Below are 24,707 nucleotides of genomic sequence, written 5' to 3'. Positions count from 1 at the left end.
CTACTTCGCGAGGTAGCTCTCGAGCGTCAGCGGCTTCGGCTTCACCTCGGGTTCGCGGATCGCGACACCTTCGAACGGCGTCGCCTCCTCGAACCAGGCCTGCCGCGCCGGCAGCCCCCACGGGAACGAAATCGTGTGGTCGGACGGATCCCAGCCGACCGGCTCGTTCTCGATGTCCATGATCTGGTAGTGCGTGTTGAACAGCTCGACGCGATGCCCGTCGGGATCGCGCATGTAGACATACATCGCGTGTCCCGGCCCATGACGCCCGGGGCCGCGTTCGACGGCCGCGCCATAGCCGAGCTCGCCGGCGACATCGCAGGCGTTGAGCAGATGATGAACTTCGGGCGCGAGAAATGCGAAATGATGCAGCCGCGGTCCGGCGCCGTTGAAGAACACGATGTCGTGGGGATTGCCCTTGCGCTGCAGGAACACGCCGCGCAGGTCGAAGGTATCAGCGGGCGCGATATATTCGCTGAGCCGGAAGCCTGCCGCGGTGTAGAACTCGCACGCCTTGCGCACCTCCGGCGTCAGCACCTGGTAGTGATCGAGCCGCAGCGCCGAGCCGCCGGCATGGCGGGTGAATTTGGTGATCATGCGCGGCTCGACCGGCATGGTCGCGCAGAACTCCAGCGGCGTGCCGGCCGGATCGGTCGCATGCAGGGTGCGGCCCTGATGCGGCACCTCGGCCCAGGCGGCCCGGCATCCCTGCGCTTCGAAGAAGGCCTTGAGCCGATCGAGGTCATCGTCCTGAAAGACCCGCAGGCCGAGCCGCGCGCAGGCGGCGCCCTCGCCTTTGCGCAACACAAGGCTGTGATGACAGGCCTCCTCGACGCCGCGGAAATAGAGTGCGCCGCCCTCCTCCGCGGTCAGGATCAGCCCAATCACCTTTTCGTAGAACTGCCGGCTCGCCGCAAGATCACGAACGCTCAGGACGACATGGCTGGCCCGCGTGATACGGAACCCGGGATCGTGGTTCGTCGTCGGGATGCTCATGCGCACCTTCTGGTTTTTGCCGTTCGCGGGAACCCGACTCATTGCGAAAAACCCGCGGGGGATCAAGCAGCGCGGCGCCAGGCCGGCTTTGCCGATCCGTGACCTCGCGTCACGCATTTGTATCGATTTGTTAGCAATGCCTGCCGGTGGAACCGAAGGAGCGGCCCGCCGCGGCACGGTCCGTTCCAATAGTTCATAGTTTGTCAAAGGTTTGCAGAGAATTCTTCGCCACGGCGCCATGGCCAAACCGGGCAGGCAACGTAGTGATGCGTACCCATCTGAGATCATATTTCGCGACCCTGTTCGCGGGCGACCTCGTCGCCTTCGGTGCACCACCGACGGATGAAGCGCTTGCCGGCCACATCCGCGCCGAACAGGTCTCGCTGGTGCTCGGCTATTCCTTCGGCATCATGCTGGCCAACGCCTGCAACGCGCTGGTGCTTGCGATTGCGCTGTGGCAATCGCCGGACTGGGCCTTCGCGCTGGTGTGGGCGGCCGCCGTGGGCAGCGCGGCGCTGTTCTTCGGCTTGCAGGCGCGGGCATCGCGCCGCATCGCCAAGCCGCAATTCGTGTCGCGCCGAACCATGTACCGGCTGGTGCGCAATGCGCTGGCGCTCGGGACGGCCTGGGCGTCGTCCCCGTCGCCTTCTTCGCGAACGCATCGAGCGGCGCCCAGCTCGTCATCACCTGCCTGTGCGCCGGAATGCTGGCCGGCGGCGCCTTCGCGTTCTCCACCATCCCGATCGCCGCGATTGCGTTCACCGCGCCGATCTTCGTCGGCACCGCGATCTGCCTCGGCCGGGACGGCGACTTCGTCTACCTCCTGATGGCCGTGCTGGTGCTGGTCTACGGCTCGGTGCTGCTGCGCGGCGTGTTCGTCAACGCGTTCGAGTTCAGGCGGCGGATCATCGCCCAGCACGAGGCCGAACGGACGGTGAGGCAGGATCCGCTGACGCATCTGCCGAACCGCGTCGCCTTCAATGAAGCGCTCAACAGCGCACTGAACCGGCTGGCGCGGTCGGGCGAAGAATTCGCGGTGCTGCTGCTCGATCTCGATCGCTTCAAGGAGGTCAACGACAGGTTCGGCCATCCGGCAGGCGACGAGTTCCTGGTGCAGGTGGCCGCCCGGTTGCAGCGTTGCACGCGCGCGGCCGAACATGTCGCACGGATCGGCGGCGACGAGTTCGCGCTGATCATGTCGAATTTGACGAGGCCCGAGGATGCGCTGGCGATCGCCGAACGGTTCGTCGCGGCCTTTGCCGAGCCGTTCCCGATCGATGGGCTGGAGGTCAACCGGACGATCAGCATCGGCATCGTGCTGGCGCCGCGGGACGGCAGCACGTCCCACGACCTGCTCAAGCATGTCGACATCGCGCTTTACCGGGCGAAGAAATCCGCACCCGGAACCATCTGCTTCTTCGAGGCCAGCGACGACCGGTCGGCGCGCGAGCGCCGCGCCTTGCAGCGGGATCTCGAGCACGCGATCGAGGCGGACGAGCTGTTTCTGGTCTACCAACCGTTCCTCGACATCCGCAACGGCCGCGTCACCGGCTTCGAGGCACTGCTGCGCTGGCAGCATCCGACGCGCGGCCTGATCCCGCCGACCGTCTTCATCCCGATCGCCGAGGAAAGCGGACTGATCCACCAGCTCGGCGAGTGGGTGATCCGCCGCGCCTGCACGATGCTGTCGCGCTGGCCGGACGACATCCGGATCGCGGTCAATTTCTCCGCGGTCCAGTTCCAGAACGTCGGCATCCTGCAGACGATCGTCGACGCGCTGGCCGAGGCGAATGTCGCGCCGAGCCGTCTCGAGATCGAGATCACCGAGTCGATGCTGATCTCGAAATATGGATCGGCGCCCGCCATCCTGCACGCGCTGCTCGAGCTCGGCCTGACGGTCGCGCTCGACGATTTCGGCACCGGCTTCTCGTCGCTGACCTATCTGCGCAAGCTGCCGTTCAGCCGCATCAAGATCGATCAATCCTTCATCCGGGACATGCTGACCCAGCCGGACTGCGCCGCGATCGTCAAATCGGTGATCGGCCTCGCGCAGGAGCTGCAGATCGGCGTCGTGGCCGAAGGCGTCGAGACCGCGGACCAACTCGAATATCTGCGCCAGACCAGTTGCGACGAGGTCCAGGGCTATCTGATCGGGCGGCCGATGTCAGGCAGCGAGATTTCCGCACTGCTCGATCACGATCCGCAGCACTCGGTGCACGCGGCGTAGCGCCGGCTCGGCTCGTCAGGGCGTGTCCGACCGATGCAGGGTGTCGACCGTGATGGTGCCGCGGGCGCGCGAGACGCAGGGGCAGATCTTGCGGCTCTCCCGCTTCTGATGGTCACTGAAGAAGACGTCGCGATGGTCGATCTCGCCGTCGACATCGACCACGTCGAGTGCGCAGACCCCGCATTCGCCGCGCCGGCAGTCGCTCATCACCTCATGACCGGCTTCGTTGAGCACGTCCAGCATCGACCGGTCGCGCGGGATGACGAACTCGGTCCCTTCACCACTGAGCCGCACGCGGAACGGCTCGCTCGGCAGCAGCCCGCTCGATCCAAAGGTCTCGTAGCGCAAATCGGAGAGCGGGCGGCCGGATGCCTCCCACGCGCGCCGCGCCGCGTCCAGCATCCGCATCGGGCCGCAGAACAGCGTCATCGTGTCCTGCGGCAGCGCCGCAAAGACGCCGCCGAGGTCGAGCCGCCTGCCTTCGTCGCCGGCATGAACGGTGAGGCGGTCGCCGAGCGCACGCTCAAGCGGTTCGAGATAGACCGCATCGCCGCGCGTGCGCACGGCATAGTGCAGCGTCACGCCGGCGTCGCGGCGGGTCAGCGCCTGTGCCGCACCGACGATCGGCGTGATGCCGATGCCGCCCGCGATCAGACAATACTGCCGCCGCGTCCAGTCGAGCTGCACCAGCGAGCTCGGCAGCGTGATGTTGAGCCGCACGCCCGGCGCGAGCGACCACATGTAGCGCGAGCCGCCGCGGGAATCCGCTGCGCGCCGAACTGCGATCCGGTAGCCCTGCGGATCGCCTTCGCCGACCAGCGAATAGGAGCGGGTCTGCGGCTGGCCTTCGATGGTGACGCCGACATCGATATGGCTGCCGACCGGATAGGGCGCACCCGTAAAGTTATCCGGCCGCAGCAGGAATTCACGGATGCCGGGCGTGAGGTCGCGCACGGCGAGCAGCGTTGCGGATGTCCAGGTCTCGATGAATCGCATGGCGCTCTCCGCTCAGCCGGCTGCCGAATTGATCAGCGCCAGCGCCGGCAGCAGATCGAGATGGCTGCGGTTGCGCAGCGCCAGCCGCAGATTGCGTGCCGCAAGCCTTGCATGCTCGCGCATGATCGCCTCGGCGCGCGCGCCCTCGCGGTTCTCGATGGCGTCGACCACAATGCGATGGTGATCCTGCGCGATCAGCAGGATCTGGCGCGCCTCGGGCAACGCCGATTGCGCCATCACGAAGCCGCTCGGCGAGGCGAACGGCAGCGCCGAGGCGCGGTCGATCTGCCGGATCAGCGGCGGGCTGCGCGACAGCTCGGTGAGCAACGCGTGGAAGCGCGCGTTGAGCGCGACATAGGACGAAAAGGCTTCGACCGAAATCGGATCCTGCTGCACCAGGCCGTCGATCTCGTTGAGGCATTCCTTCAGCGGCTCGAGATCGCGCGACGAGATGCCGCGCTCGGCGGCAAAGCGCGCGGCCAGGCCTTCCAGCGTGCCGCGCAGCTCGATCGAATCGAGAATGTCGCGCTCGGAAAATGCCTTGACCATGAAGCCGCCGGAAGGGATCGCATCGAGCAGGCCTTCCTCTTCCAGCCGGACCAGCGCCATCCGCACCGGCGTGCGCGACACGCCGGTGAACTCGACGGCCTGCAGCTCCGAGATCCGCTCGCCGGGCCGCAGGCCGCCGGAGAGAATGAGGTCGCGCAGCGCAAGCTGCGCCCGGACGGTCTGCGACACTGAACGATCGGTCTCGCGTTCCGCCATGGCTCGCCCCTCGTCTACTCGGCAGCCTGCAGCTGCTGCGGCGGATTTTCCTTCGCCACCATGCGGTCGATGACGCGCCGTGCCCACATTGCGCCGGCGTCGATGTTGAGATTGTAGAACACCCGATCCGGATTCTCGTCCATCGCCCGCTGCTGCGCTTCCAGGATGATCTCATCCTCATGGAAGATGCCGGCGACGCCGTCGCGGATTTCCGAGGTCAGCCGCTGCTCGGTGATGCGGTGATTGCGGACGAAGGCCCAGAAGTAATGGCAGGTCTTCTCGGTCTCGGGCGTGATCGTGTTCAGCACATAGCCGTTGACGCCCTGCGAACGATCGCCCTCCGGCGCGCTCGAACCGGCGGGCGCGACACCCACGTCGATGTTGACGGTGCACGGCGCTTCGAAACGGATGATCTGCCAGCGATCGACCGGGCCCGGCTTCTGCAGCTGCCTGGCCCAGAACGGCGGCGCCTCGATGCCCTTCATCCAGCGCGTCACGGTGACCGTCTTCTCGCCATGGGTGACGTCGAACGGTGCCTCGGCGACCGCATCATTGCCGATGCTCGAGCCGTGCACGAAGGTCTCGTGCGTCAGGTCCATCAGATTGTCGACAACGAGGCGATAGTCGCATTTGACGTGAATGGTCTTGCCGTCGCCGGCCCAGGCCGGGATCGTGATTCCAGTGCATGTCCGGCACCAGCGCGGGATCGGCCAGTGCGGGATCGCCCATCCAGAGCCAGATGAAGCGATGGCGTTCGACGACGGGATAGGCGCGCACGCAGGCCGACGGATTCGATCGTCTCCTGCGAGGGCATGAAGGTGCAGCGGCCCTGCGCATTGTATTTCAGGCCGTGATAGCCGCAGACCACGGCATCGCCATCGAGCCGGCCCTTCGAGAGCGGCACGAGGCGGTGCCAGCAGGCATCCTCCAGTGCCACCACCTCGCCGTCGCCCTTCCGGTACATCACGACATGCTTTCCGCAGATCGTCCGCGGCAACAGCGCGTGCTTGATCTCGGCATCCCAGCCGGCCGCGTACCACGCGTTCATTGGAAAGGGTTTTGGCACTGGTCCGCCTTCTCAGCATGAATGAATACGTTATGTATACAGTACGCGCTGACGAACGACAATAATCGTATATATCGGTATTATAATCCGGCGATAAGTATACAGAAAAGGCACATCCGGGGAGTGACAATGTCGGCGCCGCCTCCAGGGAGAGCTGGCGACGACGTGGCGCGATTTTCCGAGACGATGGGAGAGGCAGCCAGGCCGCGCTGGTCAGCGGATCGAAGGCTGGACTCTTCAAGAGCCTGCGCAACTTGCCGGCGGCGCCGGCGCGTGGCCTACGAGTTCGACGCCGCGCGGGTCGAGGCCGACTGGACATCCTTGATGTTGATGACGACGGCGATGCGCTTGATCGTGCCGCTGCGGTAGGCCTGCAGGAACTTGTCGTAGTGCTTAACCGAGATGCAGCCGTTGGAGTTGCCATTCGGTCCGAGCATGTAGCTGTGGACCAAGAGGCCGACGCGCCCGAACGTGTCGCTGCCATCGACCGGGGTCATGCGCAGCGCGGGCACGCCGTGGAACAGCTTCTCGCGCGGCTTCATCTCATAGATGCCGGGCGGCGTCGCGCCTGCGTTGCGGGCATTCACATGCGCCGGGTCGTCGAGCAGATTGCCGAGGCCTGAATGCGCCTCAAACTTGGTGCCGTCGGGCATGTACACGATGCGGCCGGTGATGTCGTAGACCGCCGTCGTGCTGTCATAGCCGAGCTTGCCGAGGTCGGGGCTCGGACCGGACAACAATCCGTCATTCGGATCGAGCGAGGCCAGCTGCAGCTTGCCCGGCATCATATCGGCGATCTTCTGCAGGAAGGTCCGGTTGTCGCCCTGCTGCACTGGCGCCTGTGGCGGTGGCGGCTGATCGTTACGCGCAAGCAGATTGGCCTCGGCCGGCCGCGACCGCGGCATCGGCACGGTGGACGTCGTCGCTGTGGTCGTGGCGGCGACGGACGCCGTCGCCGACTGGCTGGTCGGCAGTTCGGTCTGCGTGTCGCGCAGCTGGCCGGACAGCGCGTCCTCGATCTGGCCGAACTCGGAATTGAAATCGCCGCGGCTCGAACGGAACCCGCGGCGCAGTGGATAATAGAGTGAGGCCGAATTGATCGTGGAGCGCGAGCCGAAGCGATCGTCGAAGTTCAGCGAGGCTGAGGTGTTGGCGAGCGCCGGACCGTGAAGCCAAGCGGTGGGGTCGATGCCGACCATCCAGGCGGCAAGGCCAGACGACAGGGCAAGCGCGCTCACGGCAAACGCCGTGCTGCCCACCAGAGACATGCCGCGGCTCGACTTACGCCGGGCAGGTTTCGTCGTTCGTTGACCCATCAATCCCCAAGTTCGGTGCTCTGGGGCCTGTTACCCGGCCCACCGGGATTCACCGATCACTCATCATATCAGGGAATTAGAGTAAGGCATAATCGAGACAAAGCGCACAACGAGAGGTTTTTTAAACGTTTTTCGGATGGAAAGTGCCAGAGAATCAGCCTTGGGCGGGCTGAATTGACCGAAAAAGTCCCGATTCGGGACGATTTCGGCAGCTCAGGCGATCTTTTCTTCCCAGAGGGTGAGCACCGGGACTGGCTTCCCGATGGCGTAACCCTGGGCGTAATCGACCCCGATCTGGCGCAGCTCGTCCAGGATCGCGAGGTTCTCGACGAACTCCGCGACCACCTGCTTCTGCATGATCTTCGCGGTCTTGGTGATCATCTCGACCATCGCCCGATCGACCTTGCTGTTCAGAATCTCCTTCACGAACGAACCGTCGATCTTGATGATGTCGACCGGCAGGTGCTTCAGATAGGCGATCGAGGACATGCCGGTGCCGAAATCGTCGAGCGAGAAGCTGCAGCCGATCTCGCGCAGCCGCGCGATGAACTTCTGCGCCTCGTCGAGGTTCGAGATTGCGCTGGTCTCGGTGATCTCGAAACACACCGATGCCGGCGAAACGTCAAGCTGCGCGAACAGCCCGGCGACGAAGTCGACGAAGGCGCTGTCGCCGATGGTGGCGCCGGACAGGTTGATGGCGTAGCTCGCAATCTTGCGCGGCTGGTGCTTGCGCTCGGCGATGATCTCGAAGGCGCGGCGAACCACCCAGCGGTCGATCAGCGACATCAGCCCGTAGCGTTCGGCGGCGGGCAGGAAACTGCCGGGCGGCACCAGCGCGCCGCTCTCGTCGCGCAGGCGCAGCAAGAGCTCGCGCCGGTAATTGCCCTTCAGCACGCCGTTCACCGGGCGGATCTCCTGCTCGTAGAGGCAGAAGCGCCCCTCATCCAGTCCCTTGCGAATGCGATTGACCCAGCTCATCTCGGCAACGCGCACGGCCATGCCGGTGTCGGACGGGCGGTGCTCCTGGACGCGATTGCGTCCCTTGTCCTTGGCAAGGAAACAGGCAACGTCGGCAAGCCGCAACGCGTCCTGCACGCCGGCGCTGTCGGCCAGCCCGACCAGGCCGATGCTCGCGCTGATCCGGAAGCTCGACCCCTCATAAATGAAGTTCGACTGCTCGATCACCGCCCTGACCCGCTCCGCAACGTCGGCAGCGACGTCGTGCGTCGCGGAGCCGTCGTCACGCAGCAGAATGCCGAACTCGTCGCCGCCAAGACGCGCGACGAGGCCGCTGCTGCCGACTTCGGTCGCCAGCAGCCTCGCCACCTGCTTCAGCAACCGGTCGCCCGCCATGTGGCCGCAGGTGTCGTTGACGATCTTGAACTGATCGAGATCGATCAGCATCAGGTCGGCGCCGATGGCCGGCGAGCCCGACATCGCCTTGTGCAGTTCGAACTCGAACTGCCGCCGGTTGGCAAGGCCGGTGAGCGCGTCATGTGAGGCAGCCCACGCCAATTCCTCGACCAGGCGCCGCTCGGCGGTCATGTCGTGAATGATCATGACGCGGCCGGCCGGTTCTCCGGCATGCACGATCGGGGTCTCGACCACCGAGACCGGCACGCTGGAATGGTCCGGCCGCACCAGGAGCTGCGGCCGGCTTTCGTCGTCGGCGTCGAACGATCCGCGCACCGGCTGTTCGGCAATGTTGAACAGCGACGCCAGCGGCCGTCCCGTCACCTCCTGCCCTGCCGCGATGAGCCGCTGCGCGGCGGCGTTCATGTAGTCGACCCGATCGTCCTGCGTCGTCACGATGACGGCATCGCCGATCGACGCCAGCGTGAGCTGGGCGCGCTCCTTCTCGACCGCGAGCGCGGTCTCGGCAAGCCAGCGCCGCCACAGCATCCGCCGCGTGTGGACCAGCACGATGCCGGCAAGGCAGGCCGCGATCACGAGGTTGACCAGCAGCAGCAGCGCGGAGACCTGACGCGACGCCTTGCCCAGATGATCGGAGAAATCGACGGCGAGCGTGCTCAGCGCCGCATCGACCGTACCGATCCGTTCGGCCCAATGCCTGATGGTCGCAGCCGACGGATCGTGCAGCGCGACGTCGCTCGCCGCCTCGTTCCGGATTTCAATCAGCTGATCGAGCAGCGCATCCGAATTGCGCCATGCCGTCACCGCGCCGGCCACGTGGTGCATCGTGCGGAAATATTTGAACAGCCAGATCAGGCCGCCGATGTCGTCATCATGATTACCTGCCCTGGCGAAGCCGGCCCTCGCCACGGCGTCATTGTTGCCCGGCGCTTCCAGCGCGCGCCGCGCCGTGCGATCGGCCAGCGGCACTGCGATCGCGGCATCGAACTTCTGCAGATAAAGCGGCGCACCGGTGCTGACATAGGTCTGCAGGTAGTGGATGGCGTCCTTCTGCCCCTTCGACCACATGCTTTCGCCGGCCACATAGGCCCTGACCGCGGACATCACCTGCAGGCTGCCCGCCGACAGGCCGCCCAGCAGCAACACGATGGCCAGCAGGGGTCCCACCACCCGCCACAACGACCAGCTTCGAAACGAAAAGAACATGCCCAATGCGCCCCGACCCTGAAATTTATCGGGTAGCCTAGGAATGGTGATTTAACCTCACGTTGCAAAACGCGATGAGTTTGAAACGACTTGGCAGCAGCACAATTGCGTCAAACTTTACGCACCCCGGCGACCGGCGATGACGCTCACGGGTGCAATGTCGGCGACGTGTTCGGCGCCGGCGCCTGCTCCATCTCGGCCTCTTCGGGCAGCTTGTCGGCATGGACGGCGAGCGGCGTGCCGATCCAGAGCGGATCGTCGCGGTGGTCGCGGCGCGGATTGGTGGTGTTGGGATGGACCAGGATGCTCAGGCTGCCGTGGTTCAGCATCAGCCACGGCACCAGGGTCGGAAACAATTCGGCTGCAAACGCCACCTGATACATCGCCTGATCGTGCGGGCCGACCTTGACGTCGTGCCAGCGTCCGAGCGTGACCAGGAAGCGCTCGCCGATCCAGTTGCGCAGCCGCTCCGCCTCGTCCCGGCTGGTCGCGGGGTCGTAATAGACATGAGCGTGATAGCTCGCGATCTCGCCGATCGTCCGTGGCGCGTCCGTCATCTCAGCTCTCCTTCTGGCCGGTCACTTGCGCCGCAACACACTGAACTGGAATGACTGCGTCGCGCCCCAGGGCGTGACGTGCCGGTGCGCCTCATCCGCGATCAACTCGAATGCCGGACCAATGGTCTTGCTGAGCGTCGCGGGGTCATAGCGCTGCACCGGCAGGCCGCTGCACTTCTCCGGGCCATCCAGCGCGAAGGTGCCGATCACGGCGTGCCCGCCTGCTTTGACGCCGCGATGCAGCCGGTCGAGATAAGCTGCGCGGTCTGGTTCCTCGACCAGGAAGTGAAACGCCGCGCGATCGTGCCAGATGTCGAAGGTCTGCTGCGGCTGCCAGACCGTTGCGTCACCTACGATCCAGTGCACCGCGTCAGCTGCTGCGCCGATCCGCTCCCGCGCGTTCGCCAGTGCCGCTTCAGAGAGATCGAGCAAGGTCACATCATGAAAGCCCCTCGCCAGCAGCGCATCGACAAGTCGCGAAGCTCCGCTGCCGACGTCGACGATCGAGGCGTCGCGGCCGGGCGCAACCGATTCGATCAGGCGCAGCGAGGGCTGCGGATCGGCCTGCGACCAGCTCACCTGCTGCTCTCCCTTGGTCAGATAGACGGTCTGCCAATGCGATTGGCGATCAGAAGCGGTCATGGCGATAGGTCCCGAAAGCGGCAACAACCTGCGTTGCGCCATTAACCATCAGCTAGGCGCGGCGGTCTCTCGCGTCAACCGGCAGCGGCGGGCACGCAGGGCGGCGTAGCAGCAAATGCCGCATTTGCTTCGCCGCATTTTCCAACTAACCTGATGGCCGGGTTGAGATCAGGGCGTCCGGGGATGGCCAATTTCGGCTGGACACGCGGCAACAAGCCTGCACAAGCGGAGGACGCCGCCAGCGACTTGCGCGGCCTTACCGATCCATTGGCGTTTGTCGCCGCGCTCGACAAGGTGGTCCCGCGCTATCTCGATCTCGCCGACAATGGCGTGCTGGTCTATCCGGCCTGCAAACGCAAGTCCGGCGATCTGCTCGGCGACATCAGTGCGATCTGGGAGCACACGCGGCTTGAAGCGATGCGCTATGTCCCAATGGTGCCGCGGCAGGACATCTCGCTGCTGGTCGATCCGGCCCGCCAGGCGGAGATGATCGATGCTTTCCTGCGCCAGCGCGCGCACGACAAGACCGTCGTCGATTTCACCGGCACCGCGATCGAAGACTACGGGATTGCGATCTACGCTGGCCTGAACTGGCTGAACCATTGCGGCGCGCTCGTGGGCGCGGATCCGCAAAAGTTTTCCGGCACGTTGCGGAGCTTCCGCAGGGTCATGGTGGTCGCCCAACAGTGGTGGGCGATCGACGGCGCGGCCGAGCGTTGCCGGCAACTGCTGGAAGCGCGCGAACGGCCACCGCTGGTGTTCTTCCTGATGTGGGCCGAATGCACCAATTTGGCGCGGGAGATCGCGATCGCTGCGGCCGGTCCGAATGCAACCGAGGACACTATCTCGCGGATGCGCGCGGCCGAAGATCCGGAACAGCTGACCTAGGGAAGCAGGCGGAGCCCGGCCGTCAGGCGACAGGGTCCCCGTCGGCGGACGCCAGCTGCAATTCCTTGGATTTGCGCGAGATCAGGCGGGCCAGCTCGCTCTGCTTGTAGGTCTCGACGAACTTGATGGCGAAGCCGTTCGGCAGATGCCGGACCACCCGCCCGACGCAGGCGCCGATCGCAAGCGGCATGCCGACCGGCGGCTGCGCCTCGGAGGAGACCGCCGCGCCGGACAGCGACATATCGATGATGAAGCAGCTCTGCATGGTGCCGTCCGCCAAGGTCAACATGGCATGCGGCGCGACGGGAACGAAACGCGGGTTGATGCGCGCCTCGCGGATGCTCGGATCCTTTTGCTTCTTCTCGATCCAGGACAGCTTGTCGGCGAACTTCTCACGCATGGCATGCGTCATCTCGAGCTCGAGCAGGAAGCTGCCGCTCATCGTGTCGGTGATGCAGCCCTCGAACTTGCCGAACTCCTCGAAATACGAAGTCAGCCGGTCGCCGATCTTGCCGACGACCGGCACGTCCACGATCATCCGGAACGGCGAGACGCGCGTGGTGCGGCAGGCGAAGGTACGCAATTTGCCTTGGGCATCGTACCAGTTCGGCAACGTGTAGCTGCCGTTGACGGTGATCTTGACCGCGCGTTGCTTGAGAAACTTTTCGACGGACACGACGAACCTCGCCCGAGGCGATGTGAGTGCACGGAGGTCGGGATTGACCGGCTTCACTGCCGGTCCGGTGGTGGGGAAGTCCGCTACCGACGCGATGGTAGCGGGCAGCTGCGGCACGCATCCCAGCGCGTGGCCGAATGGTCCTGGCGCGCAGGTGCGTACAGCCATACCGTCGAAAGACTAGGGAAAAGTTAAACGGCACGGAGCGCCGGCGGTGCACTCCATGGCGCAACCGTTTCGCGGCGGTTTATTTTGCGAACCGTACAACTACCGGGAGAGTTGTCGCCCGGCAATGCAATCGCGCCGTGCTCCAAACCGCCTGCCTCGGCTGTCGGCCGGGTGCTAGCCTTCGCTCAATCAGTCTGGACCCTCATAGGCTCAACATGTCAAACAAATCGCTTGCCGACGGCAAGATCCTGCAAGACGTCGTCGACGGCGTCGGCGTCATCACCTTCAACAATCCCGACAAGCGCAATGCGATGTCGCTGGAGATGTGGGAGGGGCTCGGCGAGGCGCTGACGGCGTTGCGCGACGATCCGGCTGTCCGCGTCGTGATCCTGGTCGGCGCCGGCGACAAGGCCTTCGTATCGGGCGCCGATATCAGCCAGTTCGAGAAGACAAGGCACAACGCCGAGGCCTCCGAGGAATATTCACGGCGCAGCGCCGCCCAGCGCACCCTGCTCGCCGACTATCCGAAGCCGACCATCGCCTGCATCCGCGGCTTCTGCCTCGGCGGCGGCATGCAGGTCGCGATGCTGACCGATATCCGCATCTCCGGCGCCAGCGGCCAGTTCGGCATTCCCGCGGCCAAGCTCGGCATCGCCTATGGCTATGACGGGCTGCGCCATCTGGTGTCGCTGGTCGGGCCGTCCTGGGCGCGGCTGATCATGTATACGGGCATGCGGATCGATTCCGCCGAGGCGCTGCGAATCGGCCTCGTCGATCGCGTGCTGCCGGACGCCGAGCTCTGGGACGCGACCATGGAGATCGCGCGCACCATTTCCGGCAATGCGCCGCTGGCGATCAAGGCCGCCAAGATCACCATCGCGCAGGTGCTGAAGGATCCCGCCGATCGCGACATGGCGGCGATCAAGCAGGTCGGCATCGAATGCATGGACAGTGCGGACTTCCGCGAAGGCCGCAGCGCTTTCATGGAGAAGCGCAAGCCGCAGTTCAAGGGCCGGTAGCGGCGTCCTCATCCTCACCGGTCATCGCCCGGTTCAACTGGGCGATCCAGTCCGCGGCGGCCCATCGGCTCAAGCACGACCGCCTCTGGAATACTGAATCACCCGCATGCGCATGCGCGGGTGATACCACCGGATGGCGATCGCACGATTTCTGAATAATGGAATAATAGCCCCGATTTGCCCGACGCGTCAAGTCGCCTGGTCGAAGGTTGCCGTGTCCGCCGTTGCCGTGTCCGCCGGCACCTTTGCATGGGGTTGTTTTCGATATTTTGGCAGTGTGCTCGCGATTAAACCTGCCCGCTACTTCTTCTCGCTGACCGGGACCGTGTAGTTCAGGATCAACCGCCCGCCGTCGGGATAGATGGTCTGGCCGGTGATGTAGGAGGCATCGTCGCTGGCAAGGAATGCCACGACGGCAGCGACCTCGCTCGGCTCGCCGCAGCGGCCGGCCGGCGTGCGCGACAGCACGCTGCGCCGCGCATCCTCGGACGAGAAGATCGCCGTCGCCACCATCTCGGTCAGGATCGTGCCGGGTCCGACCGCCACGACGCGAATGCCGTGCGGCGCCAGCGCCACGGCGGCGACCGAGGTGAGCTGCTTCATCGCGCCCTTGGACATCGCATAGGTCGCGAGCGAGGGGATCGCGAGCAGCGCGTTGACCGAGGACATGTTGACGACGACGCCGCCACCGCCCTGCGCGATCATCTGGCGCGCCGCAGCCTGGACGCCGAAGAACGCGCCCTTGAGGTTGATGCCCATCACGTCGTCGAATTCGGCCTCGCTGATGTCGAGGAAGTCGCGGTTGCGCGCGACGCCGGCATTGTTGACCATGACGTCGAGCCGGCCGAACTCCTTCACCGCGGTCACGACAATGCGATCGACATCGGCGCGCTTGCTGACGTCGGCCTCAACGGCCCGCAACTGATCGATATGTCCGAGTTCCTGGGCGGTGTGGACAAGCCCTGCAGCGTCGACATCCGAGATGACGACCCTGGCGCCATCGGACAGGAAGCGCGCCGCACAGGCCTTGCCGATGCCGCGTGCCGCCCCCGTGATGGCGACGACCTTGCCGGAATTCTTCATGGGAGTGCCTCCAGAACAAACTGTTCATGGAGCAATAGCGCATTGCGCGTCGGCAGGGAACGCGGCGGATTCTCCGGGCGAGCCCTCAGGACTTGATGCGCGCGAGAATCCGGTCGGCCTCGGTACGCCAGTCGGCGCTGCGGGCGAAGTCCGGCGTTCCCCTGGGTCCGAACACGCCCTCATCGGCAAGGTCGGCGATCCAGCCCTGCCGCTCGGCGGTGCCGGAGGCAGACCATGGCGTCAGCCCGGCCTCGCGCACGGTCTCCGCCACCTCGCGCACCTCCTCGGCGCGCCGCCGGCCGTGCTCGATCACCCGCTGAAAGAAATAGGCGCCCTGCTTCTCCCAGTCGATCGACGGAAAGGTCTCCTTGAGCGAGGCGAGCACCGCATCCTCGACGCCATAGGCGCGTGCGGTGGTGAAGCTCTCGATCACCATGGCCTCCAGCCCCTTGATCATGATGCTGCGGCACATCTTGACTGCCGAGGAGACCCCAAGCTCGTCGCTTGCGACCTTCGCCGCAAAACCGAGCGCGACCAGCTGTGGCGCCAGCTCCCGCGCGCCTTGGCCGCCGAGCAGCAGCGGCACCTTGATCCGGTACGGCGGCAGCGAGGTCATCACTGCGCCCTCGACATAGCGGCCACCGGCGCCGTCGATGTGCGCCGCCGCGCGCTGCTTGGCGCCGGGCGAGGCCGAGTTGAAATCGAGAAACCAGGCGCCGTTCCGGATTGCGGGTGCGCAGGCCGCGGCAACCGGGACCGCCTGGCTCGCCGTCACCGCCGAGATGATGAAATCGGCCCGCCCCGCGAGAACGGCATGGGATTGCGCGAGCTCGACGCCGATCTCCGCCGCGTGTGCGCGCAGCGCCGTGCCCTGCCCGCGGTCAAGCTTGATGTCGTAGGCCGAAACCCTCACGCCCTGCCGGCGCAGATCCTCGGCAAGGATGCGGCCGACCTCGCCATAGCCGAGCATGCCGATTTGCCATTGCCGCGGATCGCCGGAGATTGTCATCAGTTCAAGTCCCGTGTTGTGTCGTCGAACAGCTCGTCGACCGTGACGTGCCGGGGGATCAACGCCTGCTGCACGCAATAGTCGATCATCAGTTCGAGCGGCTTGCGGTTCGCGGCGACGCCGAACGGCACCAGGTCCGGCATGCCGGGCGGGCCGGCCGCTGCCTTGCCGCGCTTGAGGAGATCGTACAGGCTCCGCACCACGTCCGGCCGCGACGCCGCAAGCCGCGATGTCACCACCACCAGATGATCGACCGGCACCACGCCGTGCCGCGCATACCACAGGGACGCCTCTGCGGCCGGGTCGGCGAACAGCGGCTTGAGCTCCGGATCGCCGGAGGTCTCGCCGAGCACGGCGTCGAGCTCGCCGTCCCTCAGCATCTGGACGATGGTCTTGTCCCTCGGCGCACGCTCGGTGCTGTCGACATATTCCGCAACATGTGGATCCTCGAACGTGACCCAGTTGATCCTGTCGAGGTTCACGCCATGGTCATTGGCAAGGATGCCGCGCATCCATGCCCCGGTCGTGGTCGTGAACGAGCGGATGCCGACCCGCTTGCCTTCGAGATCGGCCGGCTCAAGCGTACCGAGGTCGGCGCGATAGAGCGCATGGCCGTGCTGGAAGCGGCCGACCATCGCCGCCGGCAGCAGCACCAGCGGCTTGCCGTGCGCCCTTGCCATCAGATAGGTCACGATCGCCATCTCGCAGACGTCGAATGCCTGCTCGCGCACCATCGGCTTGAACGCGGCGTTGGTCGGCGTGAATTCGGTGAAGTCGAGATCGAACAGGTCGGAGCGAAGCTCACCGTTCTTCACCGCCCGGATGTGCGGATGATTGCCGAGCACGGCGCGCAGCCGAAGTTTCTCCATCGCGACAAGCTCCGGACGTTCAGGTCACCACTCGCCCCGGATTTGAGCCCGGGATCTTGCGGGGCGCCCCTTCGTCGAGCGGCGCGGCCTGCAACGCGGCAACGGTGGCGCGCACCAGTTCCTCGATGGCGTGGCCGGCATCGGAGCCGTCGGCGCTGCCGCGCGACAGGCGCGAGACGCGCTCCGGCGTCACCAGCGTGTAGTAGAGCGCGCCGAGCAGGAAGTGGCTGCGCCAGACCAGATCGGTACGCGGAATATGCGGCAGGCTCTCATGAATCGCGTCGATGAAGGCATGACTGGTGTCGTCGAAGGTCTGCGCGATGATCTTGCGCACGACCTCATCGCCCTCGGCCGACATGATCGCGCGCAATCGCGTGAACCGCGTTCCGCCGCCGGCAAGATCGCTGCCGGACGTAAAGGCCGGCAACACATAGGCGCGCACGATCGCCTCCAAGCGGTCCTGCAGATCGCGCACCCGCCGCGCCGCCGCCAAAAGCTCGGAGCGCCGCCGGTTCATCGGGCCGCAATGGCGTCGATAGATTTCCAGCAGCAGGCCGTCCTTGGTCCTGAAACGATAGGTCACGCTGCCCGGATTGGCGCCGGCGGCGTGCGCGATGTCGCGCACCGAGACGGCGTTGAAGCCATAGGTCGAGAACAATTCCTCCGCCGCGGCGAGGATCGCCTCGCGCATGTTCGGCTTGCGGGCGCTGGCGGCCTTCACGTCAGACCTGGCAGGTTTGCGAACCATATTGGTACTATCGTCCAAATAGTCCGGTCGCGTCAACGACGCCGCGCTGCACGCATCAGTCAGGATAGTTCGACGTCGGGCTCGGCACGACCGCGCGCGGCGGCCTCGAGCAGGAACGTCCTGCCATGCTCGGTATCGGCCGAACGCTGCGCCTCATCCATGTCCTGCCAGGCCGAGGTGACCAGCACGCGCGAGAAGTCGCGGCCGACGAATGCCGGGCAGCTCGATCGCCTCGCCGGTACGCGCAGCGAACGCAGATGCCGGCCGGTGGGATCGTAAACGTCGACGCAACCGCCGCCCCAGCGCGCGTTCCAGATCAGCCCGTCGGCATCGACGATCGCGCCGTCAAGCCCGCCGGTCCCTTGATGTCTGATCAAATCGACGGGTTCACCGGTCGGCAGTCCTGTTGATGGATCGAGCGGCACGCGATGCAGCACGTTGGTCGCGGTATCGGCGAAAAAGCCGATGTCGCCCGCGGGCGAAAAGCAGATCGCATTCGGGATGGTGATCCCGGGATACAGCCGCACGATGCGCCCCTGATGCAGCGCATAGATCGCGCCGGCACCCTGCTCGGCATGGCGCCCCATGGTGCCGAGCCAGAACGTGCCCGACGGATGCACCCGCGCATCGTTGGAGCGCGTCAGCGGGTTGTCGGCCTCCAGCGCGGCGAACCGCTCCAGGTGGCCGTCGGCAACGTGCCGGACATAAAGTCCATCTTCGGTAAGGATCAGCTGCCTCTCGCCGTCGATCCGCGCCAATGCACTCGCCATTTTCGGCAATTCATGGATTACAGTGCTGCCGCCTGCAAATCGATGCTCGAACAGGCGGCGCTCGCGGATATCGAACCACCAGGCGGTGTCGGTCGCCGCATCATAGGTCGGACCCTCGCCGAGATGGCAACGCTCTGCCGACAGCACCGATGTCGGCACCTCTTCCATCAGCGGCTCGGCGGCACGGTCGGTCATGGCGTCACTCACGCGGTTGAGAAGCGGTAGACGATGCTGCGCCGATAGAGCTGCCCGGGATCGAGCCGCGCCGACGGGAAGTCGGGCCGGTTCGGCGTATCCGGCCAGGCATGCGGCTCGAGACAGAGCGCATCGGATTGCCGGTAGAGACGATCGCCCTTGCCGGCGGTCGAGCCGTCGAGGAAATTGCCGGAATAGAACTGCAGTCCCGGCTGATCGGTGAACAGCTCCATCACGCGGCCGCTGTGCGGCGCCTCGAGGCGCGCAGCAAGGCAAAGGCCCGCCCCCTTGGCCAGACAGAAATTATGGTCATAGCCGTGCCCAAGCTGGAGCTGCTCGTCATGCATCCTGATCCGCGCGCCGATGGCTGTGGGCGTGCGGAAGTCGAATGGCGTGCCGTCGACCGGCCGCGGCGGGCGCGGTAGCGGGATCGCCGTGGCATCCACCGCGAGGAAATGGTCGGAGGCGATCATCAGGCGGTGATCGAGGATCTGCATGCCCGAGCGCGCGCCCTCGAGATTGAAGAAGCTGTGATTGGTGAGGTTGAGGCAGGTCGGCCGGTCGGTCGTCGCCTCGTAGGTGACCGAGAGCTCCATCGGACTTCGCACGCAATAGGTCACGCGCACCGCGAGATTGCCCGGATAGCCCTCCTCGCCATGCGGGCTCTCGCGCGCCAGCACCAGCGTCGGTTCCGGATCATCCGATAGTTCGACGATCTGCCACAGCTTGCGATCAAAGCCCTGCACTCCACCGTGCAGCGCGTTGGGACCGTTGTTGGCGTCGAGCTGCACGGTCTCGCCATCGAGCACGAAACGCGCGCCGGCGATCCGGTTGGCATAGCGCCCGATCGTCGCGCCGAAGAATTTGCGCTGTGCGAGATAGCCGTCGAGCTCATCGTGGCCAAGCACGATGTCGTCGCAATGCCCGTCACGATCCGGCGCAAGCAGCGCTTGCAGCGTGGCGCCGAACGGAAGGATGGCGGCCTCAAAACCGTATTCGCCGCGCAAGATCACGCGCTCGACAATGGTGCCGTCGGGCAATTCGCCGAAGGGGGCGCGACCAATGCTGGCTGATGTCATTGTCAGTCCTCGAACGCCTCGACGAGGCGCCGTCGCCCGAGCATGAAGCTATCGGCGACAAGCCGCAAGGGCGCGAGGTCGACATCGGATTTTCCTTCCGAGGTCAGCGCGACGAAGCGGCGGTACAGCGCGGGATATTCCTCGTCCGGCGCATCGACCACCAGCCTGCCGCCATCGCGCAGCTGCCTTCCACCTTTCGACAGCGTCACGGGCCCGGCCTCGGTCTCGCACAGGATGTCCCAGCTCGGCGATCCGGTCTGGCGGAAATCGAATTCGGCGTGAATTGGCAAGCCGCTCGCGTCGGAGAGTTCGATATCTGCCGCAATCGGCGCCTCCCGATTGGAGGGAAAGTCCAACGCCGCGCCCCGGACAAAGACCGCACGCGGCAGGATCTCGGTCAGGATCGACAGTGCGTTGATGCCGGGATCGAACACGCCGAAGCCACCCGCCTCGAAGATCCAGGCCTGGCCTGGGTGCCAGACGCGCACGTCTTCCTTCCAGATGATGGTCACCTTGTTGATGGTGCGTCTCGCGAGCAATTGCCGCGCAGGACCGACCGCGGCCGCATAGCGTGAATGCCATGTGGCAAACAATGTCCGGCCCGCCTCCTGCGCGGCCGCGATCAGCGGCGTGAGTTCGCTTAACGTCGTGCCCGGCGGCTTCTCCAGCAGCACATGCTTGCCCGACGCGAGTGCGGCGGCGGCCTGCGCGTGGCGCACCTGCGGTGGCGTACACAGCGCGACCGCGTCGATCTCCGGCCCGTCGCGCAACAGCTCCTGCATGTCGCGGAAATGCGGCAGGCCGGGCGGAGTCTTCACGGGATCAACCACCGCAACGAGAGCCACGCCTGACGTCTTCGCGATCGCAGGCACGTGCTGCCGGCACGCGATCTCGCCAAAGCCGACGATGGCGATGCGAAGCAGGTCACTCATGGCCGTCCTCGCGTTGCTGTCCACCTGGCCGGCTGAAGCCGCCAGGCAGAATCATAAGCCAGCGCCGAATACCAACGGCATGATGTGATTTTGGTTGCGGACACGCAAGTGCACGACGCTCTGTTGCGCGCCTCGCGGCCGGGGCGTCGGCTTTGATCAATCAAGGCCGATGCTCCAGAATCCTGTTTTGACGGGCTTTCCTTGCGCGGACCGGTCACCGCCTCGCCCGAGACCGCGCTAGCGTGCGGCCTCAAACCCGCCGAGCACCGCCGTCAGATTGGCGCCGAGGATGTCGGAGAGATAGCCGCCCTCCTGCACCAGCACCGTCGGCAATCCGAAGCGAGCCAGCCCCTCGCCGATGCGACGGAAGCCGTCGGTGGTGACGGCGAGACCGGCAAGCGGGTCCTTCTCGGAGGCGTCGAGACCGAGCGCAACCACGAGCGCGGTCGGGGCAAGGAGCGGATCGCCTTCTCCGCCACGGCAAGCGCCTTCATGTAGTCGTCGTCACCGGTGCCCTTGGCGAGGGGAATGTTGAGATTGGTGCCGAGGCCGCCTGCGGCGCCGCGCTCATGCGCATAGCCCCAGACGAAGGGGTAGAAGAACGACGGATCGGCGTGGATCGAGACGGTGAAGACATCCGGCCGCTCGTAGAAGATGCCCTGCGTGCCGTTGCCGTGATGCACGTCGACGTCGAGGATCGCGACGCGCTCATGCTTCTGGCGCAGATGCTCGGCCGCGATCGCGCTGTTGTTGAGGAAGCAGAAGCCGCCGGCGAGGTCGCGATAGGCGTGGTGACCGGGCGGGCGGCACAGCGCGTAGACGGCGTCCTCGCCGTCCAGCACCATCTGCGCGGCGGTGACCGCGACGTCGCTCGCGGCGCAGGCGCCTGCCCAGGTCCCGGGACCGATCGGAGCCGCGGTGTCCATCGTGTGCCAGCCGAGCTTGCCGACGATATGAGCAGGGTACGTGCCGGCATTGCGCACCGGGTGGATGTTCGCGATCATCTCCGGTCCGGCATTGCCGAGCGCCGACCATTCGTCCCAGGCGTCCGCGAGAAAGCTCAGATATTCCGGACTGTGCACGCGCGCGCGTGGCCCCTGCCCGAACCTGGTCGGCTCGATCAGCGTGTGCTTGCCGGCCTTCAGGCCCGCCAGCAGGCGGTTGGCGCGTTCGGGCTGTTCGGTGGTACGCTGGACCACACCGCGGACCAGGAAGAATTGCGGATCATGGCTGCGGTGCAGATCACTGTAGACGGCCTTCACGGGGACACTCCTGTTGGATCGGCGGCTGAGCTGGACAGAGCGAGGGCAATGTGCCGCACGCGAGGTGTGGCTTGCGCGTTGTACACTATCAGCGACGGCGACGATCTGAAACCAAGCGCGATTTCATGCTATGCCCGCATGCAGCGCAATGATTGAAAGACGCAGGACGCGAAGTCCGGCCATGGCCAGCGGCAAGACGCAGACAGAGGAAGCGGCAACGGGGCGGCGCGGGCGGCCGCGCTCCGCCGCGACCACGGCCGCGATCCTGGAAGGCGCCTATCAGCTGATGGCGACGACCGGCCTCGCCGCGACCACCATCGACGCGATCGCCAGGCATTCCAACGTCTCGAAGATGACGATCTACAAATGGTGGCCGTCGCGCGAAGCGTTGCTGATCGATGCCTTCCTCGACCAGGCCTCGCGGGCCGTGCCGCTGCCCGAAACCGGCCATCCGGTGGCCCGCATCCGCCGCCATGTTGCGACCTATGTCGAGGCGTTGCAGGGCGAGTTCGGCCGCGTGCAGCTCGCCGTGATCTCGGAATGCATCTCGAAGACCGGCACGGCGGAGCTGTTTTACGAGCGTTACCTCGGCCTGCGCCGCGGCAGGATGCTGGAGATCATCGCCGCCGGCCAGAAGGACGGCAGCATCGGCGCACCGGGCGTACCCGGCGATATTTATGACGCAATCTACGGCAGCCTGTTCTACCGCTACGTCTTCGGCATCAAGCCGCTGACGCCGGCCTACGCCCGCAATCTCGTCAATCTGGTGCTGCAGCCGCGCACGGACGCTTGACTATCAAGCAGAGCGTTGGCGCTGACGGCGGAACCAGACCCAGGTCTCGCGCGTGACGGCCCGGTAACTGCTGCCGCGATACACGATGTGGCCATCGACGATAGCGTTCAGCTTCGGCAGCGCATGGAACGGCACCGTGGGATAGGCGTGGTGCTCGACATGGTAAGGCATGTTCCAGGCGAACCATTTCATGATCCTGCTGGTCATCGTTGTGCGCGTGTTCTCGAACGCGCTCCGCGTCCGCTCGCAGCCGGTGTGCTCGGCATAGAGATAGGGGCGCAGGATGAGCTGACCGGCCAGGAGCGGCACGATCCACACCCACAGCAGGATCGCACTGTGCAGCGCGAACGAGGCCGCGAGCAACAGCAGATAGCCCGCGAGATAGAGCCGCGCCTCCAGCACGATCGAGGCGCGCTTGTGCTCCGGAATCCACGGCACGACCACCTTTCCGGTGAGTGCATGCCAAAACATCAGGCGGATGCGAACCAACACCTGCAGCAGTCCCGAATAGGCGATCGCCAGCTGGGTGTCCGACGCGGGCTTGGGGCCGACGATCAGCTCCGGGTCTTTCCCCGGATCCTGCGTGTAGCGATGATGGTCCCAGTGGAACAGGCAGTAATACTGGTAGGGCAGTCCGATCATGAAGGCGGAACAGATTGCCTACGACAAGATTGAGCGCTGGACTGCGGAACGCCGTCTTGTGCGCGGTCTCATGCACCACCATGAACAGGAATGCGACGAAGTAGCCCTGCACGGCAATCAGCGGCAGCGCCCATGGCAGACCGTAGCGCGATAAGACCAGGGAGATCAGCGCGCCGACGATGACGATCATCCCGTAATGGCTTGCCGCGCGCACCGCGCCGGCAAGGTTCGACTTGGTCGACAAATCGCGCAAGGTCAGCGGGCTGAGCGGCTTCAGGCGGGGTCCGGCGTCACTGGTCTCTGCGGTGCTCATGGTCGTCTCACCTGTCAGCGTTGCAGCAAGGCCGAGATTTCGGCGTTGATGAAGGCGCGGTCTTCGGCGTTGTTGGCGGGATTGCCGGCCCGGTGCCCGTGGATCGACGGAATCGCATGCAGCGCGGCCGAGCGCGCGTTGACCAGGCGGCCGAGTTCAGCCTCGTTGTCGCGCGGGTCGAAATAGCGATCGGTACGCCCCGGCATCAGCAGGACATGCGCCTTGATCGCGGCCAGCGCCCGGTCGAAGTCGCCGCCGAATTGATCGCAACGGCTGATATCGCCGGCCTGCCAGATCGCGATCTGCGCCATCAGATCATTCGCATCGCGCCGCGCGAAGGCACCGTCCCAGGATCCCGCGAGGTAGTCTTCCAGCGAGTTGAAACCGGCCGCGCGCCAGACTTCCTCGCGATAGAACTCGTGCGACATCGCCCAGCCGGCGTAGACGCGCCCCATCGCACGAAGGCCCGCCGCGGGCTTGCTGACGAAGCGGCCGTCCCGGTAGGCCGGGTCGGCGGTCAGCGCGGCCTTCACACCTTCGAGGAACACATGATTATACGGCGAGCACCGCGCGCTGCCGCAGACCACGGCCGCGCGCTCGACCATGTCGGGATACCGCGCGGCCCAGTGATAGGCCTGCATGCCGCCCATCGACCAACCATAGACCAGCGCGAGCCTGGTCACGCCGAACCGCTCGACCAGCAGCCGCCGCTGGATCGCGACCGCGTCATGATAGGTGAAGGCACGAAACGGCGCGCCGCCGAGCACCTCGACCGAATTCGACGGCGAGGAAGACAGACCATTGCCGAACAGATTCGCGATGACGATGAAGTAGCGCTCGGGATCGAGCGCGCCGCCCGGCTGCACCAGCCATTCGATGTCGGAGTGCTGTGCGGCAAACGACGTCGGATAGAGGATGACGTTGTCCCGCGCCGCATTCAGCGTGCCGTAGGTCTTGTAGGCGAGCCTCAGTTGCGGAAACACGGCGCCGCCCTGCAGCGTCACATCGCCTGCCTCGAACACCTCATAGTCGCGCGGCGTGGTCATCAGCTTTCGACCTCGAGCAGCCGGGCGCAACGCTGCGCCCTCAATAACTGTACTATTAGTACACTAAATG

19 protein-coding genes and 4 pseudogenes are annotated in these 24,707 nt (G+C 65.5%); 4 read left to right on the top strand and 19 right to left on the bottom strand.

The window, feature by feature from the left end:
* Positions 1-996, bottom strand: a complete 996-nt coding sequence (locus tag ACSKB9_RS33265) for a VOC family protein (RefSeq protein WP_438078472.1) — start codon at positions 994-996, stop codon at positions 1-3.
* 266 nt (positions 997-1,262) lie between these two features.
* On the opposite strand from ACSKB9_RS33265, the pseudogene ACSKB9_RS33260 reads away from it, so the two are divergent.
* Positions 1,263-3,223 (top strand): annotated as a pseudogene (locus ACSKB9_RS33260) (putative bifunctional diguanylate cyclase/phosphodiesterase).
* 15 nt (positions 3,224-3,238) lie between these two features.
* Here the strand turns inward: ACSKB9_RS33260 and ACSKB9_RS33255 are convergent.
* From ACSKB9_RS33255 to ACSKB9_RS33225, 7 genes and pseudogenes are all read right to left on the bottom strand, one after another.
* Positions 3,239-4,219 (bottom strand): PDR/VanB family oxidoreductase, encoded by a 981-nt coding sequence (locus ACSKB9_RS33255; RefSeq protein ID WP_438078470.1) that lies wholly within the window; start codon positions 4,217-4,219, stop codon positions 3,239-3,241.
* Positions 4,220-4,231: 12 nt separating this feature from the next.
* A complete protein-coding gene (locus ACSKB9_RS33250) occupies positions 4,232-4,984 on the bottom strand; it encodes a GntR family transcriptional regulator (RefSeq protein ID WP_438078468.1) in 753 nt (250 codons plus the stop codon).
* Between the two features lie 14 nt (positions 4,985-4,998).
* Positions 4,999-6,050 (bottom strand): annotated as a pseudogene (locus ACSKB9_RS33245) (aromatic ring-hydroxylating dioxygenase subunit alpha).
* Between the two features lie 278 nt (positions 6,051-6,328).
* Positions 6,329-7,318: a DUF2778 domain-containing protein gene (locus ACSKB9_RS33240; protein WP_438078466.1), complete on the bottom strand. Its 990-nt coding sequence runs from the start codon at positions 7,316-7,318 to the stop codon at positions 6,329-6,331.
* Positions 7,319-7,579: 261 nt separating this feature from the next.
* A complete protein-coding gene (locus tag ACSKB9_RS33235) occupies positions 7,580-9,946 on the bottom strand; it encodes an EAL domain-containing protein (RefSeq protein ID WP_438078464.1) in 2,367 nt (788 codons plus the stop codon).
* Positions 9,947-10,092: 146 nt separating this feature from the next.
* The gene (locus tag ACSKB9_RS33230; RefSeq protein ID WP_438078462.1) at positions 10,093-10,503 is read right to left on the bottom strand and encodes a DOPA 4,5-dioxygenase family protein; all 411 of its coding nucleotides are present in this window, start codon (positions 10,501-10,503) and stop codon (positions 10,093-10,095) included.
* 21 nt (positions 10,504-10,524) lie between these two features.
* Complete coding sequence (locus tag ACSKB9_RS33225) at positions 10,525-11,145, bottom strand: class I SAM-dependent methyltransferase (protein ID WP_438078460.1); 621 nt, start codon at positions 11,143-11,145, stop codon at positions 10,525-10,527.
* A 183-nt stretch (positions 11,146-11,328) separates the two neighbouring features.
* Here ACSKB9_RS33225 and ACSKB9_RS33220 point away from each other — a divergent pair, with 183 nt between their 5' ends.
* On the top strand, positions 11,329-12,033 hold the full coding sequence (locus tag ACSKB9_RS33220) for a hypothetical protein (protein ID WP_438078458.1): 705 nt from the start codon (positions 11,329-11,331) through the stop codon (positions 12,031-12,033).
* Positions 12,034-12,055: 22 nt separating this feature from the next.
* On the opposite strand, the gene ACSKB9_RS33215 is transcribed toward ACSKB9_RS33220, so the two are convergent.
* Complete coding sequence (locus ACSKB9_RS33215) at positions 12,056-12,709, bottom strand: PilZ domain-containing protein (RefSeq protein WP_438078456.1); 654 nt, start codon at positions 12,707-12,709, stop codon at positions 12,056-12,058.
* A 383-nt stretch (positions 12,710-13,092) separates the two neighbouring features.
* Between ACSKB9_RS33215 and ACSKB9_RS33210 the strand changes: the two genes are divergently transcribed.
* The gene (locus ACSKB9_RS33210) at positions 13,093-13,896 is read left to right on the top strand and encodes an enoyl-CoA hydratase (protein WP_438078454.1); all 804 of its coding nucleotides are present in this window, start codon (positions 13,093-13,095) and stop codon (positions 13,894-13,896) included.
* A 300-nt stretch (positions 13,897-14,196) separates the two neighbouring features.
* On the opposite strand, the gene ACSKB9_RS33205 is transcribed toward ACSKB9_RS33210, so the two are convergent.
* The 8 genes and pseudogenes from ACSKB9_RS33205 to ACSKB9_RS33170 all read right to left on the bottom strand — a co-directional run bounded on the left by ACSKB9_RS33205 (position 14,197) and on the right by ACSKB9_RS33170 (position 21,843).
* Entirely contained in the window at positions 14,197-14,979 is a 783-nt protein-coding gene (locus ACSKB9_RS33205; protein ID WP_438078452.1) for an SDR family NAD(P)-dependent oxidoreductase, read from the bottom strand.
* 85 nt (positions 14,980-15,064) lie between these two features.
* Positions 15,065-15,988: a DUF1932 domain-containing protein gene (locus tag ACSKB9_RS33200; RefSeq protein ID WP_438078450.1), complete on the bottom strand. Its 924-nt coding sequence runs from the start codon at positions 15,986-15,988 to the stop codon at positions 15,065-15,067.
* On the bottom strand, positions 15,988-16,857 hold the full coding sequence (locus tag ACSKB9_RS33195) for an ABC transporter substrate-binding protein (RefSeq protein WP_438078448.1): 870 nt from the start codon (positions 16,855-16,857) through the stop codon (positions 15,988-15,990). Before ACSKB9_RS33195 ends, ACSKB9_RS33200 begins: the two co-directional genes overlap by 1 nt.
* A gap of 19 nt (positions 16,858-16,876) precedes the next feature.
* Positions 16,877-17,605 (bottom strand): TetR/AcrR family transcriptional regulator, encoded by a 729-nt coding sequence (locus ACSKB9_RS33190; RefSeq protein WP_438078446.1) that lies wholly within the window; start codon positions 17,603-17,605, stop codon positions 16,877-16,879.
* A gap of 59 nt (positions 17,606-17,664) precedes the next feature.
* Positions 17,665-18,543 (bottom strand): SMP-30/gluconolactonase/LRE family protein, encoded by an 879-nt coding sequence (locus tag ACSKB9_RS33185; RefSeq protein ID WP_438080509.1) that lies wholly within the window; start codon positions 18,541-18,543, stop codon positions 17,665-17,667.
* Between the two features lie 35 nt (positions 18,544-18,578).
* On the bottom strand, positions 18,579-19,649 hold the full coding sequence (locus tag ACSKB9_RS33180) for an aldose epimerase family protein (protein WP_438078444.1): 1,071 nt from the start codon (positions 19,647-19,649) through the stop codon (positions 18,579-18,581).
* Positions 19,650-19,651: 2 nt separating this feature from the next.
* On the bottom strand, positions 19,652-20,581 hold the full coding sequence (locus ACSKB9_RS33175) for a Gfo/Idh/MocA family protein (protein WP_438078442.1): 930 nt from the start codon (positions 20,579-20,581) through the stop codon (positions 19,652-19,654).
* Between the two features lie 237 nt (positions 20,582-20,818).
* Positions 20,819-21,843, bottom strand: a pseudogene (locus ACSKB9_RS33170) (histone deacetylase family protein).
* A 181-nt stretch (positions 21,844-22,024) separates the two neighbouring features.
* Here ACSKB9_RS33170 and ACSKB9_RS33165 point away from each other — a divergent pair.
* Complete coding sequence (locus ACSKB9_RS33165) at positions 22,025-22,636, top strand: TetR/AcrR family transcriptional regulator (RefSeq protein ID WP_438078440.1); 612 nt, start codon at positions 22,025-22,027, stop codon at positions 22,634-22,636.
* 3 nt (positions 22,637-22,639) lie between these two features.
* On the opposite strand, the pseudogene ACSKB9_RS33160 reads toward ACSKB9_RS33165, so the two are convergent.
* Both ACSKB9_RS33160 and ACSKB9_RS33155 read right to left on the bottom strand, forming a co-directional pair.
* A pseudogene (locus tag ACSKB9_RS33160) lies at positions 22,640-23,591 on the bottom strand (fatty acid desaturase).
* 14 nt (positions 23,592-23,605) lie between these two features.
* Positions 23,606-24,637: an alpha/beta fold hydrolase gene (locus tag ACSKB9_RS33155; RefSeq protein WP_438078438.1), complete on the bottom strand. Its 1,032-nt coding sequence runs from the start codon at positions 24,635-24,637 to the stop codon at positions 23,606-23,608.
* Positions 24,638-24,707: the final 70 nt, after the last annotated feature.

This window comes from Bradyrhizobium sp. BR 1433 (assembly GCF_051547665.1).
GTDB lineage: Bacteria > Pseudomonadota > Alphaproteobacteria > Rhizobiales > Xanthobacteraceae > Bradyrhizobium > Bradyrhizobium australafricanum.
Note: the sequence above shows the minus strand (reverse complement) of the source record. Positions and strands in the feature narration are given on the sequence as shown.